Here is a 14,086-nt window from a genome sequence, read left to right as displayed (position 1 = left end):
ACCGGCCGGGGGAACTGAGCGGGGTGTCTCGACCGGTGGGGCAGCCGAGACCAGCGGCGCGCCCGGACGTTGCGAGAGTGAGCGCTCACGTGCCAGGATGTGAGCGCTCACGGAGGACGACGGAGTTCTGGAGGAACGCATGGGCGACGACCCCACCCAGCAGGTCGCGAACGGCCGCACGACACTCGGGATCGAGCTCGGCTCCACCCGCATCAAGGCATGCCTGGTGGACGAGGACCTCGTCCCCATCGCCGCCGGCTCCCACGAATGGGAGAACGAGTTCGTCGACGGCCGCTGGACCTACTCGCTCGACGCCGTCGAGACCGGCCTCCGAGCCGCGTACGCCGCGCTCGTCGCCGACGTCGAAGCGCAGTTCGGCGTGCGTCCGACCACCTTCCGCGCGGTCGGCGTGAGCGCGATGATGCACGGCTACCTGGCGTTCGACGCAGCGGGCGACCTGCTCGTGCCGTTCCGGACCTGGCGGAACACCTCGACCGGGCCCGCGGCCGAACAGCTCAGCGAGGCACTCTCGTTCAATATCCCGCTCCGCTGGTCGATCGCACACCTGTACCAGGCGGTCCTCGACGAGGAGCCGCACGTGGCCGAGGTCGCGCGCATCACGACGCTCGCGGGCTACGTGCACCGACGACTCACCGGACGGAACGTGCTGGGTGTCGGGGATGCCTCCGGCGTGTTCCCGATCGAGGGCGGACCCGTCGACAGCGGTCCCGGCGAACCCGGCTCCCGCGACTGGGACGGGCACATGCTCGCCACGACGCAGGGCCTGCTCGGCGAGCACGTCCCCGACCTCCGCGCGGTCCTGCCCGAGGTGCTCGTCGCGGGCGAGGAAGCCGGATCGCTCACCCCCGAGGGCGCCGCGTGGCTCGACCCCACCGGCACGCTCGAACCCGGCGCGCCCCTCTGCCCGCCCGAGGGTGACGCCGGCACCGGCATGGTCGCGACGAACGCCGTCGCACCCCGCACCGGCAACGTCAGCGTCGGCACGAGCATCTTCGCGATGGTGGTCCTCGAACACCCGCTCAGCACCCCGCACGAGGAACTCGACGTCGTCACCACCCCGGCGGGCGACGCCGTCGCGATGGTGCACTGCAACAACGGCGCGAGCGAGATCGCGAGTTGGGCGAAGGTCTTCGGACGGTTCGCCGAAGCGGCCGGGCAGCCCCTCGACGTCGACACCGTCTACGCGACACTGCTCACCGAATCGATCGCGGACAGCACCGACCCCGACGCCGGCGGCCTGCTCTCGTTCAACTACCTGGCCGGTGAACCCGTCACCCACGTCGAGGACGGCCGGCCCCTGCTGCTCCGCACCCCCGAAGCCCGCTTCACCCTGGGCAACCTGGTCCGCTCCGAGGTGCACGGCGCGTTCGCCACCCTGGCGATCGGCATGGACGTGCTGCACGGCGAGCAGGTGCAGGTCGACCGGATGACCGCGCACGGGGGGCTCTTCCGCACGCCCGGTGCTCCGCAGCGACTGCTCGCCGCGGCACTGCGGGTGCCGATCGCCCTCGAGGAGACAGCGGGCGAGGGCGGGGCCTGGGGCATCGCCGTCCTGGCCGCGTACCTCGAGCACACCGACCAGCAGCTCGCCGACTTCCTGTCGGAGACCGTGTTCGGCGGGGACGCCGTGCACGTGGCCGAGCCCGAGCCGCGCGACGTCGCGGGCTTCCAGACGTACCTCGGCCGGTACCGCGCTGCCCTGCCCGTCCAGGCCGTGGCGGCAGCGGCGACCCGACCAGACGCGACCGGAACCGGTGCGGCAGCCGCCCCCGGCGCCGACGCGACCACCGACCGAGGCGAGGGGACGGCGGGAGCCGAGCCGCGCCTCCCGGCAGAGCAGGAAGTGACCCGATGACCGACGCGACCCAGCAGGACGCGGCCGAGACCGACGCGACCCGGACCGACGCGACCGCGGCCGCCGTCGCGGCCACCCGTGAACGCGTCGCCCGACTGCACGGCGAACTCGTCCGCTACGGCCTGGTCATCTGGACCGGCGGCAACGTCTCCGAGCGCGTGCCCGGCACCGACCTGTTCGTCATCAAGCCGAGCGGCGTGTCGAGCGACGACCTGACCCCCGAGAACCAGGTCGTCTGCACCCTCGACGGCGAGCCGGCCGACGGTTGGGAGAACAGCCACGGGCCGAGCTCCGACACCGCCGCGCACGCCCACGTGTACCGGAACATGCCCGAGGTCGGCGGTGTCGTGCACACCCACTCGACGTACGCGACGGCGTGGGCCGCACGAGCGGAGCCCATCCCGTGCGTGATCACCGCGATGGCGGACGAGTTCGGCGGGCCGATCCCGGTCGGGCCGTTCGCGATCATCGGCGACGACTCCATCGGCCACGGCATCGTCGAGACGCTGACCGGCCACCGATCCCGCGCGGTCCTCATGCAGAACCACGGCGTCTTCACCATCGGCCGCGACGCGAAGGACGCCGTCAAGGCCGCCGTGATGTGCGAGGACGTCGCCCGGACGGTGCACATCGCGAAGCAGGGCGGGGACGTGGTCCCGATCGCACAACCAGACATCGATCGACTCTTCGATCGCTACCAGAACGTCTACGGACAGAACCCCGAAGGAGCGCTCTCATGACGCACGTCGTCGACCCCGCCGAAACGCTGGCGGGCTACGAGGTCTGGTTCCTCACCGGCTCCCAGGGGCTGTACGGCGAGGAGACGCTCCGCCAGGTCGAGGAGCAGAGCAAGGCCGTGCACGCCGAGCTGGCCGCCGCCCTGCCGGTGAAGCTCGTCTGGAAGCCGGTCCTGAAGGACGCCGACGGCATCCGCCGCGCCCTGATCGAGGCCAGCGCCGACGATCGGGTCATCGGCGTCACCACGTGGATGCACACCTTCAGCCCCGCGAAGATGTGGATCGGTGGTCTGCAGGCGCTGACGAAGCCGCTGCTGCACCTCCACACGCAGGCGAACGTCACCCTGCCGTGGGCGGACATCGACTTCGACTTCATGAACCTCAACCAGGCCGCGCACGGCGACCGCGAGTTCGGTTACGCCCTCGCGCGCCTCGGCGTCCGGCACGCCACCGCGGTCGGGCACGTCTCGGACCCCCGCGTGCAGCAGCGAGTGTCGAACTGGACCCGTGCCGCGGCCGGTGCCGCCGCCGTCCGCGAGCTGAAGCTCACCCGCTTCGGCGACAACATGCGCTACGTCGCCGTCACCGAGGGCGACAAGACCGAGGCCGAGATCGAGCTCGGCGTGCAGGTCAACACCTGGGCGGTGAACGAGCTCGCGGCGGCGGTGGACGCCGCCGCGGCGGACACGGCCGCGGTGGACGCGCTCGTGGCGCACTACGACGCGCAGTACGACGTCGTCGACGACCTGCGTGACGGCGGACCACGCCGTGCCGCGCTCCGCGACGGCGCCGCCATCGAGATCGGCCTCCGCACCCTGCTCGCGCAGAACGGGTCCGCCGCCTTCACCACCAACTTCGAGGACCTCGGCACCCTCAAGCAGCTGCCCGGCCTCGCCGTCCAGCGCCTGATGGCCGACGGTTACGGCTTCGGCGCCGAGGGCGACTGGAAGACGGCCGTCCTGGTCCGTGCGATGAACGTCGCCGGCGCCGGACTGCCCGGTGGTGCGAGCCTGATGGAGGACTACACCTACGACCTCACGCCCGGTGCCGAGAAGATCCTCGGTGCCCACATGCTCGAGGTCTCGCCCACGCTCACCACCACGAAGCCGACGCTGGAGATCCACCCGCTCGGCATCGGCGGCAAGGACGACCCGGTCCGCCTGGTCTTCACCGCCGACTCCGGTGAGGCCGTGGTGGTCGCGCTCTCCGACACCCGCGACGGCTTCCGCCTGACCGCGAACGTCGTCGACGTCGTGCCGCCGACCGAAGCCCTGCCGAAGCTCCCCGTCGGCCGTGCCGTCTGGGAGCCGCGCCCGTCGTTCCCCGTCGCCGCCGAGGCCTGGCTCACCGCCGGCGCCGCCCACCACACCGTCATGACGACGGCCGTCGGTCTGCAGGTCGTCGAGGACCTCGCGACCATGGTCGGCACCGAGTTCCTGGTCATCGACGAGCACACCACCGCCCGCGGCTTCCGCGACGAGCTGCGTCTCCAGCAGACGTGGCACCGTCTCGACCGCGGCTTCTGAGGAGTCAGGACCCCACGATGAGCGACGTGATCGCGACCGAGCGCACCCGGACGAACTGGGCGGGCAACGTCACCTACCGCGCCTCGGCGCTGGCGCACCCGACGTCGACGGACGAGCTCCAGCGGCTCGTCGCGTCGACGCCGCGCCTGACGGCGCTCGGCTCGCGACACTCGTTCAACACCATCGCCGACACCGACGCCGTGCAGGTGTCGCTGCAGGACCTGCCGCCGGTGCTCGACATCGACACGTCGCGTCGTGTGGTCCGTGTGGCCGCCGGCATGACGCACAGTCAGGTCGCGGCCGGTCTGGAGGCCCGTGGCTGGGCACTCGCGAACCTCGCGTCCCTGCCGCACATCTCCACGGCCGGGGCCGTCGCCACAGGAACGCACGGCTCCGGCGTCCGCAACCCGTCGCTCGCGCAGGCGGTGGTCGGGCTCGACGTCGTCCGCGCCTCCGGCGCGATCGAGCACGTCGATGCGTCCTCGCCGGACGGGGCCCTCGACGCCCACCGCGTGGCCATCGGCGCGCTCGGCGTCGTCACCGCGGTGGAGCTCGCGATCGAGCCGACGTTCCAGGTCGCCACGACGGTGCACCTCGACCTGCCGTGGGACGCGGTGTCCGCCCACTTCGACGAGGTCATGTCCGACGCGTACTCGGTGTCGATGTTCACCTCGTTCGACCACCGCGGCGCCCGGCAGGTCTGGGTGAAGCACCGCGTGGACGAGGCTGCGCCGGCCGTCAACCTCGTCGCCCTCGGAGCGCGGCCCGCCACCGGCCCCGTGCACCCGGGGGAGAACGACCCCGCCGGCGTCACCGAGCAGGGCGGCGTCCCCGGGCCGTGGGCCGAGCGGCTGCCGCACTTCCGGTCCTCGTTCACGCCGTCGACCGGTGCCGAGATCCAGGCCGAGTACCTGATCCCTGCGGCCTCGGCCGTGACGGCGCTCGAGGCCCTCCGTCCACTCGCGTCGGTGTTCGCGCCGATCCTCATCGCCGCCGAGATCCGCACGATCGCGCCCGACACCGCATGGCTCGCACCGTCGTCCGGTCGGCAGTCGGTCGGCATCCACTTCACGTTCCGCCGGGACGCTGCCGCCGTGGCGGCCGCGGTGTCGCGGATCGAGGAGGCGCTCGCACCCTTCGACCCGCGGCCGCACTGGGGCAAGGTCTCCGGCATGAGCGTCGAGGGTCTGCACGACGCGTACCCGAGGCTGACGGACTTCGCCGCGGTCGCGCGCGACGTCGACCCCACGGGCCGGTTCCGCAACGCGTACCTGGCGCGCGTCCTGTCCTGACGGGGCGTGCCGCGTGGCACCACGACTGGGGCGTGCGCGTGACGACACCGGTTCCGTAGCCTCCTCGGAGGCAACGGAGGGGAGCACAGTGACGCTGCCGATCGCCGGGTGGTACCCGGACCCGCAAGACTCGAACCGCACACGGTGGTGGGACGGAGCACGTTGGGGAGCACTCGCACCCCAACCTGCTGCAGCTGTCCCCACACCACAGTGGGAGCCGGCACCGCGTCCGCCCGCGCCGTCGGAGTACCGCGCGGCCGTCACCGAGCAACCGCTCCGAGGGCGGAAGGCACGGATCGCCAAGGACCGGGCGACCCGTGCAGCGAATCCGTTCGGATACGCCGGGCTGGTCCTCGCGCTGCTCGGGTTCATCGTCAACGTGTTCGCGATCCCCGGCGTCCTGGGGATCGTCTTCGGCGCGATCGGCCTGGCACGCGCCGGGCAGCTCACCGGGCAACGGATCACCGGATTCGGAGTCTCACTCGCAGCGGTCATCCTCGGGCTGGCGGCATCGGCTGCCTTCGTCGTCCGAGCGGCACAGCTACTCGCGTGACGACAGGTGTCCCGCACCGTCGAGCGCGATGCGGGACACCCGGGTCCTCAGTCCCTGCGGGACAGGTCGATCAGGAGCCTGACCACGGTCACGAGCAAGCTCGCGATCCCCAGCCAGGGCACCCGACGCCTGGACCGATCATCGGTGTCGTTCGACATCGGTGACCTCCTGGTGTCGTCGCCGGCTGACACGAGGAGCTTCGACCGAGGGATGCGTCGCCGAGCGTGCTCGGCTACCATCGGTTCCGAGCGTTGGACTCGGGATGGTTGGTGCATCCCTTGGCTTTCCACTCGGAAGGCGAATCGAAGCCCGGAACTGTTGTCGCAGTCCCGGGCTTCGTACTTTCGCCCGGATCGCGCTCCGGCTGTGGCGCGACCGGGGTCAAGCCTACGACGAACTGTCCGGTGACATTCCGGTCGTCGCTCACAGCGGTTTCCCGTCGGATGTGGGGGCGACCCGCCGGTTCGTCGCTGGGAGCGCACATGTGCATCCACAAAGGTCGGGGGATGGCGAACTTCAACCGCATCCTCGGCATGGCCTCGAAGGTCATCGACAAGCAGCTCCAGAAGCGTGGGCAGGGGGACGGTGCGCCCGGCAACGGTGCGCAGCGCGCCGGCGGGACCGACTGGCGTGACGTCGTCCGCGGCGCGGCAGACCGGCTGACCGGCGACGACCGAGGCCAGCAGCGGCCGCCGCAGCAGCAGTACGGACAGCCGCAGCAGTACGGCCAGCCGCAGCAGTACGGCCAGCCGCAGCAGTACGGCCAGCCGCAGCAGTACGGCCAGCCGCAGCAGCAGCACGGCCAGCCGCAGCAGCACAGTCCGGCCGACTCGGACAAGGTCGCGCTGGCCAAGTACGACTACCTGCTCCGCACCTCGTCGCCGGACCAGCTCGAGCAGGTCCACCACGACGCCTTCGCCCGCCTCACCCCTGCGCAGCGGCAGCAGGTGCGCAACCGCCTGAACTCCGAACTCCCGCCGCACGAGCACCTGCGCGACGACTCGGCCGGCGGCATGGCGCGCGCGATGACTCGCGGCGAGGTCCGCCGTCCGGGCCTGATCCGCCGTGTCCTCGGCGGCTCGAGCAACGGCAACGGCAACGGCAACGGCGGCGGGCGTGGTGGCGCCTTCGCCGGCGGTGCCGCGGTCGGTGCCGGTGCGATGGCACTCGGGGGCATCGGTGTCGCGGTCGCCGGGGGAGCGGTCCTCAGCGCCGCCGCCGGACCCGTGCTCGCAGAGGCCGCGAACCTCGGCGTCGACTTCGAGGGCATCGCCTCGGGCATCGGCGACCTCGGACTGGCCGACCTCGGTGCCGACCTCGGCGGCGGCTTCGAGGGGATCGCGGGCGAGGGCGAGCAGCTCCTCGGTGGCCTCGGTGAGCAGGCGTCGGGACTCGGCGAGCAGGCCTCGAACCTGGGCAACGACTTCCTCGGGGGACTGTTCGACCGCTGACCCACGCCCTCGGGTGGACTCGGTGCAGATCCATCGGGAATAGACGGACGTCGCACGGCACTTGGATTGTTTCGTCGTGCGACGTCTGTCGCACGCGGGATTCGGACGGGCGACCGCCGCGGTGTCAGGATGGACGCCGCCCGGCGACCCGGTCCGTGCAACCACAGCGGCTGCAGCACGGTCGCCACCACCCTTCCCACGAGGAGCACCACCGTCATGAGACGCCCGAACCGCCTGACGATCACCGCGGCCGTCGCCGCAGCAGCAGCCCTGGTCCTGACCGGCTGCTCGGGCGGCAGCTCTTCGGACGACGCGGCGAACGGCACGGCCAAGGGCGGCACGCTCAACATCCTGCTGCCGCAGACGGCGTTCCACCTCGACCCGGCGACGAGCCAGAGCCTGGGCATCACGTCACTCGCTCTCGTCGCGCGGCGCCTGACCACGTGGGACGTCGAGCCCGGCAAGACCGCGAAGGTCGTGCCGGACCTCGCGACGGACACCGGGAAGTCCAGCGACGGCGGCAAGACGTGGACGTACACGCTGAAGGACGGGGTGAAGTTCCAGGACGGCACCCCGATCACCACGAAGGACATCAAGTGGGGCATCGAGCGCTCGTTCGCTCCCACGCTGACCGGCGGCCTGAGCTACCACAAGTCGCTCCTGGTCGGCGGCGACAGCTACAAGGGTCCGTTCGACGGCAAGACCCTCGACAGCATCGAGACCCCGAACGACAAGACCATCGTCTTCAAGTTGAACAACGCCTACGGTGACTGGCCCTGGCTGGCCTCGATGCCCGCGTTCACCCCGGTCCCCGAGGGCGACGGCACGGACACGGGCGCCTACGACCTGAAGCCGGTCGCGTCCGGTCCGTACCAAGTGCAGTCGAACACGCAGGGCACGCAGGTCACCCTCGTCCGCAACAAGGAGTGGAGCGCGAAGACCGACGACGTCCGCACGGCCGGCCCGTCGAAGATCGTCTTCAAGGAGAGCCAGGACCCGTCGACCGTCACGCAGACGCTGATCGCCGACAACGGTGACGCGAAGGACTCCTTCGGTGCGGGCTACCTGGGCGCAGCCGAGCTGAACCAGGTGCGGAGCAACCCCGCCGCCCAGGACCGCCTCGTCACGTCGAAGGCCGGCCCGATCAACTACATGGCGATCAACACGCAGAAGGGCTCGCTGAAGGACCTCAAGGTCCGTCAGGCCCTGCAGTACGCCGTCGACAAGAAGTCGTACCGGATCGCTGCGGGTGGCGCGCTCGCCGGTTCGTACGCCACGACCCTGATCACCCCGGGCATCGCGGGCCGCGAGGACTACGACCTGTACAAGCCCGGCGCGAGCGGTGACGTCGCCAAGGCGAAGCAGCTGCTCAAGGAAGCGGGTGTGTCCGACCTCAAGCTGACCCTGGCCACCCAGAACGACCCGACCTACCTCGCGCAGGCGCAGGCGCTGCAGGCCGGCCTGAAGCGTGCGGGCATCACCGTCACGCTGAAGCCGCTCGACACGGACTCGTTCTACACCGCCACGACCGACGGCACCGACTTCGACCTCGCGCTGTTCAGCTGGCAGCCGGACTTCCCGAGCGCGAACGCCAACATCCAGCCGCTCTACGACTCGTCGCAGATCGGTGGCGGCGGCTACAACGTCTCGAAGTACAGCAACCCGAAGGTCGACGCGCTGATCGAGAAGGCCAGCGCCACCGTCGACCAGCAGGACGCGCAGAAGCTCTGGGTCGAGGCCGACAAGGCGATCATGGCCGACGCGCCGATCGTCCCGCTGACGTACGCGAAGCAGTCGTTCCTCGCTGGTTCGAACGTGCAGAACTTCCAGGTTGCGGACTTCCCGGCGTACCCGAACTACCTCAAGGTCTCGCTCGCGAAGTGAGTTCGCCGCTGCTCGAGGTCGAGGGGCTCCGCGTCGCGTTCGGCGACGCGGAGCCCGTCGTCCGTGACGTCTCCTTCACCCTGACCCCCGGTCGTGTGCTCGCCCTCGTCGGGGAGTCCGGTTCCGGCAAGTCCGTCAGCGCCATGAGCGTGCTCGGCTTGCTGCCGTCCGAGGCGCGGGTCTCCGGCAGCGTCCGGTTCCGCGGCGAGGAGCTCGTCGGCGCCTCCGACGACACGCTCCGTGCCGTTCGCGGCGCCGGGATCGGCGTCGTGTTCCAGGAACCGATGAACTCCTTCACGCCGGTGCTGTCCATCGGCACGCAGGTCGCCGAGGCGATCCGGGCGCACCCGACGGGCCTCGATCGTGCGGCGGTCTCGGCGCGCGTCGACGAGCTCCTGCGTGCCGCAGGCCTCACCGACCCCGAGCGGATCCGCAAGGCGTACCCGCACGAACTGTCCGGCGGGCAGCTGCAGCGCGCCATGATCGCGATGGCCCTGGCCGGGGATCCGGTCGCGCTGATCGCCGACGAGCCGACGACCGCCCTCGACGTCACGGTGCAGGCCGGCATCCTCGACCTGCTGCGCCGGCTCGGTCGCGAGCGCTCCCTGGCCGTCCTGCTCATCACGCACGACATGGGTGTGGTGGCGGACGTCGCGGACGAACTCCTGGTGATGCGCCGCGGCGACCCCGTCGAACACGGCACCGTCGCCGAGGTCTTCACGCACCCGTCCGCCGACTACACGCGCGAGCTCCTCGCCGCAGTCCCCAGCCTGGAGGCCCGTCCCGCGTCCGCCACGCCGGCTGCGGACCCCGAGACTCGGCCTGGACGACAGGACGCGGCCCCCGGGACGCACGCCGTGTCGTCGAACGCGAGTCTCCCCACGACCGAAGCGAGTCTCGCGGAGACGAGCCGCGCCTCCCCACCGCTGGTCGCGCAGCTGCGCGACGTCGCCGTGCGGTACTCGCGTCGCGGCGGACCGACCGTGACGGGCATCGACCTGGACCTGCGGGCCGGCGAGACCGTCGGGCTGGTCGGGGAGTCCGGGTCCGGCAAGTCGACCATCGGACGTGCGCTGGCTGGCCTGGTGCCCGTCGTCGAGGGCTCGGTCGAGGTCGACGGCAGCGACCTGCGGACCGCCAGGGGGCGACGGCTCCGCGAGCTCCGCAGCCGCGTCGGCATCGTCTTCCAGGACCCGGCATCGTCGCTCAACCCGCGGCAGACCATCGGCTGGAGCATCGCCGAGCCGTTGCTCGTGCACGGGACCGCCTCGGCGGAAGACCGCGCAGAACGTGTCCGTGAACTGCTGACCGCCGTGCAGCTCGACCCGTCGTGGGCCGAGCGGTTCCCGCACCAGCTCTCCGGCGGGCAGCGCCAGCGCGTTGCCGTCGCGCGGGCGCTGGCGCTCCGTCCGGCGCTCGTCATCGCCGACGAGCCCACCTCGGCGCTCGACGTGACCGTGCAGGCGGCCGTGCTCGACCTGCTCGCGCAGCTGCAGGACGAGTTCGGGTTCGGCATGCTCCTCATCAGCCACGACCTCGCCGTCGTCCGGCAGCTCGCCGATCAGGTGCTCGTCCTGCACGACGGTCGCGTGGTCGAGCGGGGGATCACGGACGCCGTGCTCGACGACCCGCAGCAGGACTACACACGCATGCTGCTCGCAGCGGCGCCCGTCGCCGATCCCGTGCGACAGGCGGCCCGCCGCGAAGCCTGGCGCGTCTGGGAAGGAGTGGCCTCGTGACCGCCAACGTCGTCGAGCGCCCCGTGGCCTCGTCCGGACGCACCACCGGCTTCCGCGCCATGGTGCGCCGCGTCCGGCAGGACCGCTGGGCCGTGACCTCGGCCGTCGTCATCGTCGTGTTCCTCGTGGTCGCCGTCGCGGCGCCGCTCATCAGTGCCGTGACCGGGCAGGACCCGTACGGGTACAACATCGACGCGCTCAACTCGTTCGGAGCGCCGAAGGGCTTCGGCGGGGGGATCAGCGGCGAGCACTGGTTCGGCGTCGAGCCGCTGACGGGTCGCGACCTGTTCGCGATCGTGACCTACGGTGCCCGGACGTCGCTCGGCATCGGGCTCGCCGCGACCTTCCTGTCGATCGTGATCGGGGTGCTCGTCGGCGTCACCACCGGCTTCTTCGGCGGCTGGTACGACCGGGTGCTCTCCCGTGTGGTCGACGTGATCTTCGGCTTCCCGTCGCTGGTCTTCATGATCGCCCTCACCGCGATCGTGCCGACGTCGTTCCCGAAGCCCATTCTGGTCGTGCTCGTCATCGGGTTCTTCGGCTGGCCGTCCGTCGCCCGCGTGGTCCGCGGCCAGACGCTGTCGCTCGTCAGCCGGAACTACGTCGTCGCCTCCACCGCGATGGGCGCCGGCCGGTGGCACGTCATCCGCACCCAGCTGCTGCCGAACCTGGCGGCGACGATCACCGTCTACGCGACGATCTCGATCCCGTCGATGATCGGAGCCGAGGCGGCGCTGTCGTTCCTGGCCGTCGGCGTGACCCCGCCGACGCCGTCGTGGGGCCGCAGCATCGGCGACGCCGTCGGCTGGGTGCAGACCGACCCCATGTACCTCGTGTTCCCCGGAGCGGCCCTGTTCCTCATCACCCTCGCGTTCAACGTGCTCGGCGATGCCCTGCGTGACGCCCTCGATCCGAGAGGAGCACGCCGATGAGCACGTTCCGCTTCATCGCGATCCGCGTCCTCGGTGCAGCCGTCGTGCTGCTCGTCGTCGCCGCGATCACCTACGCACTGTTCATGCTGCTGCCGACGAACCCCGCGCGGGCGATCTGCGACAAGCCCTGCACGCCGGACCGGCTGCGCGAGGTGCAGGCGTTCCTGGGCACCGACAAGCCGTGGATCGCACAGTTCGGCGCCTACCTGGCGGGCATCTTCACCGGTCGGACGTTCGGCAGCGGCGCGTCCGTGATCACCTGCGCCGCACCGTGCTTCGGGTACTCGTTCCAGCTGCACGAGAGCGTCACCGAGCTGATCCTGTCCCGCCTGCCCGTCACCGCGTCGATCGCCGTCGGTGCCGCCGTGCTCTGGCTCGTCGCCGGGGTGTTCGGCGGAGCCGTCTCGGCACTCCGTCGCGGCACGTTCGTCGACCGGGCCGTGATGACCGTCGCGGTCGCCGGGGTCTCGTCGCCGGCGTACCTGATCGGGTTGCTCGGCATCCTGCTGTTCGGGTTCGTGCTCGGCATCCTGCCGACGAGCGGGTACGTCGCGTTCACGGACGACCCGGTCGGCTGGTTCACCCACCTGATCCTGCCGTGGTGCGTGCTCGCGTTCATCAGCGCCGCGATCTACGCCCGTCTGACCCGTGGCGAGATGCTCGAGTCGATGTCGCAGGACTTCGTGCGCACCGCTCGGGCCAAGGGGCTTCGGGAGCGCCAGGTCGTCGTGCGGCACGGACTGCGCACCGCGATCCTGCCGGTGGTGACGCTGTTCGGGCTCGACCTCGGGTCACTGCTCGGCGGCGCGGTCATCACCGAGAAGGTGTTCTCGATGCAGGGCCTCGGCGCGCTGCTCATCGATGCCGTGCACACGCTCGACCTGCAGGTCGTCGTCGGCTTCACGCTGTTCTCGGCGCTGTTGATCGTCACCGCGAACGTGATCGTCGACGTGGTCTACGCGTTCGTCGACCCGCGGGTGCGGCGCCGGGCGTAGCTCAGGCCGCGTCCCACCAGCGCAGCACGCGGGTGCCGTCGAGCGTGAGCCACTTCGACGGCTCGCCTTCGGGGACGTCGACCTCGAACCACTGCCGACCCAGTGGCCTCGTTCCGTGGGTCCACGTCCCGTCGTCGTTCCTGGCGGCACGGACGACCTCGATCGCCTCGGTGGCGCGAGGGTCCGGTGCGGTGCCGTCCTGCAGCGCAGCCACGCGCAGGTGGTCGGTGACCCGCAGCCCCGAGTAGATCCACCGCAGCGGGTACGCGAACCGGGTCGCCCACGGCCCGACGAGTTCGCCGTCGTGCTTCCGGAACAGCAGCCGTCGTTCGAGCAGGTACTCGGCGCCGCGGTGCCGAGCCGCTCGGAGCTCAGACGCGCGAGGGTGGGTGCCGCCGGTCAGCTGCTCGTGCTGCAGGAGCCCCTCGATCACGTTGAGGGTCGAGTGGAACGACGACACGGTCGACCCCTCGATCCACTCGCAGTTCCAGCCGCCGTCGTCGAGCTGGTGGTCGAGGAACCAGTCCGCCAGTTGACCGACGTCGGCACCGAGCCAGGCGCCGTTCGCCAGGGTGAAGGCGTTGATGCAGCAGTCGACCTCGCCGCTCCAGTAGGGCAGGTCCTCGTACTCCCAGCGGCTGTTCGTCGCGAGCCGTGCGGCCGTGTCCCTGAGGACCGCGGAGTCGAGCCCCCAGTCGCGCAGGGCGTTCAGCGACCAGGTCGTCGCCGTGTAGGGCTGTCCGGGCTCGTTCGCCTCGGGACCGTCGAAGTCGAAGTCCGCCGGGAAGTACGCGCCGCCGGCCCACTGCCCGTCGGGGTCCTGGTGTGCGAGCATCGCCGCCCCGAGGCCCTCGGTCGCGACCCGTGCCCGGGTCTGCTGCCACACGGACGGCGGCGCACCGGTCAGGTCCCGCTCGACCTGCCACCGGAGTGCCGGGTCCGCGTCGAGCAGCCACTCGACCACCGCGTCGTCGTTCATGGCGCGGAGGCTACGCCGTGCGGCGCACGCGCGGTCGTGTGGGGGCGGCTGGTGCGAGGTTGTTCACTCCGTGCGGGGGAACAACCTCGCACCGAGTGAACAACTCGGCACCGAGCGACGAC

11 protein-coding genes are annotated in these 14,086 nt (G+C 71.1%); 10 read left to right on the top strand and 1 reads right to left on the bottom strand.

Features of this window, described 5'->3' with window-relative positions; translation table 11 throughout:
• Nucleotides 1-139 precede the first annotated feature (139 nt).
• The 10 genes from ABH929_RS08090 to ABH929_RS08045 all read left to right on the top strand — a co-directional run bounded on the left by ABH929_RS08090 (nt 140) and on the right by ABH929_RS08045 (nt 12,985).
• Entirely contained in the window at nt 140-1,876 is a 1,737-nt protein-coding gene (locus tag ABH929_RS08090) for a xylulokinase (protein WP_404560801.1), read from the top strand.
• On the top strand, nt 1,873-2,616 hold the full coding sequence (locus ABH929_RS08085) for an L-ribulose-5-phosphate 4-epimerase (protein ID WP_263090165.1): 744 nt from the start codon (nt 1,873-1,875) through the stop codon (nt 2,614-2,616). Before ABH929_RS08090 ends, ABH929_RS08085 begins: the two co-directional genes overlap by 4 nt.
• Nucleotides 2,613-4,139: an L-arabinose isomerase gene (gene araA / locus ABH929_RS08080; protein WP_404560800.1), complete on the top strand. Its 1,527-nt coding sequence runs from the start codon at nt 2,613-2,615 to the stop codon at nt 4,137-4,139. The genes ABH929_RS08085 and araA overlap by 4 nt, the downstream gene beginning before the upstream one ends.
• A 17-nt stretch (nt 4,140-4,156) precedes the next feature.
• Nucleotides 4,157-5,431, top strand: coding sequence for an FAD-binding protein (locus ABH929_RS08075; RefSeq protein WP_404560799.1), 1,275 nt, complete (start codon nt 4,157-4,159; stop codon nt 5,429-5,431).
• 88 nt (nt 5,432-5,519) lie between these two features.
• The gene (locus ABH929_RS08070) at nt 5,520-5,984 is read left to right on the top strand and encodes a DUF2510 domain-containing protein (protein WP_263090169.1); all 465 of its coding nucleotides are present in this window, start codon (nt 5,520-5,522) and stop codon (nt 5,982-5,984) included.
• Nucleotides 5,985-6,490: 506 nt separating this feature from the next.
• Nucleotides 6,491-7,435 (top strand): cation-transporting ATPase, encoded by a 945-nt coding sequence (locus ABH929_RS08065; RefSeq protein ID WP_404560798.1) that lies wholly within the window; start codon nt 6,491-6,493, stop codon nt 7,433-7,435.
• A 216-nt stretch (nt 7,436-7,651) separates the two neighbouring features.
• Nucleotides 7,652-9,319, top strand: coding sequence for an ABC transporter substrate-binding protein (locus ABH929_RS08060; RefSeq protein ID WP_404560796.1), 1,668 nt, complete (start codon nt 7,652-7,654; stop codon nt 9,317-9,319).
• Nucleotides 9,316-11,058, top strand: a complete 1,743-nt coding sequence (locus tag ABH929_RS08055; RefSeq protein ID WP_404560794.1) for a dipeptide ABC transporter ATP-binding protein — start codon at nt 9,316-9,318, stop codon at nt 11,056-11,058. Before ABH929_RS08060 ends, ABH929_RS08055 begins: the two co-directional genes overlap by 4 nt.
• The gene (locus tag ABH929_RS08050) at nt 11,055-11,990 is read left to right on the top strand and encodes an ABC transporter permease (protein ID WP_404560793.1); all 936 of its coding nucleotides are present in this window, start codon (nt 11,055-11,057) and stop codon (nt 11,988-11,990) included. The genes ABH929_RS08055 and ABH929_RS08050 overlap by 4 nt, the downstream gene beginning before the upstream one ends.
• Complete coding sequence (locus tag ABH929_RS08045) at nt 11,987-12,985, top strand: ABC transporter permease (RefSeq protein ID WP_205462924.1); 999 nt, start codon at nt 11,987-11,989, stop codon at nt 12,983-12,985. The genes ABH929_RS08050 and ABH929_RS08045 overlap by 4 nt, the downstream gene beginning before the upstream one ends.
• A 1-nt stretch (nt 12,986) precedes the next feature.
• Here ABH929_RS08045 and ABH929_RS08040 read toward each other — a convergent pair whose 3' ends face one another.
• Complete coding sequence (locus ABH929_RS08040; RefSeq protein WP_404560792.1) at nt 12,987-13,964, bottom strand: squalene cyclase; 978 nt, start codon at nt 13,962-13,964, stop codon at nt 12,987-12,989.
• Between the last annotated feature and the right edge of the window lie 122 nt (nt 13,965-14,086).

The sequence above is a fragment of the Curtobacterium sp. AB7 genome, assembly GCF_044909335.1.
Taxonomy (GTDB): Bacteria; Actinomycetota; Actinomycetes; order Actinomycetales; family Microbacteriaceae; genus Curtobacterium.
This window is presented reverse-complemented; position numbering and strand designations above follow the sequence as displayed.

Coding starts and splice junctions, on each gene's coding strand:
- ABH929_RS08040 (WP_404560792.1), bottom strand. CDS start 13,964: ATGAACGACGACGCGGTGGTCGAGTGGCTGCTCGACGCGGACCCGGCA.
- ABH929_RS08065 (WP_404560798.1), top strand. CDS start 6,491: ATGGCGAACTTCAACCGCATCCTCGGCATGGCCTCGAAGGTCATCGAC.
- araA (WP_404560800.1), top strand. CDS start 2,613: ATGACGCACGTCGTCGACCCCGCCGAAACGCTGGCGGGCTACGAGGTC.
- ABH929_RS08060 (WP_404560796.1), top strand. CDS start 7,652: ATGAGACGCCCGAACCGCCTGACGATCACCGCGGCCGTCGCCGCAGCA.
- ABH929_RS08090 (WP_404560801.1), top strand. CDS start 140: ATGGGCGACGACCCCACCCAGCAGGTCGCGAACGGCCGCACGACACTC.
- ABH929_RS08085 (WP_263090165.1), top strand. CDS start 1,873: ATGACCGACGCGACCCAGCAGGACGCGGCCGAGACCGACGCGACCCGG.
- ABH929_RS08045 (WP_205462924.1), top strand. CDS start 11,987: ATGAGCACGTTCCGCTTCATCGCGATCCGCGTCCTCGGTGCAGCCGTC.
- ABH929_RS08075 (WP_404560799.1), top strand. CDS start 4,157: ATGAGCGACGTGATCGCGACCGAGCGCACCCGGACGAACTGGGCGGGC.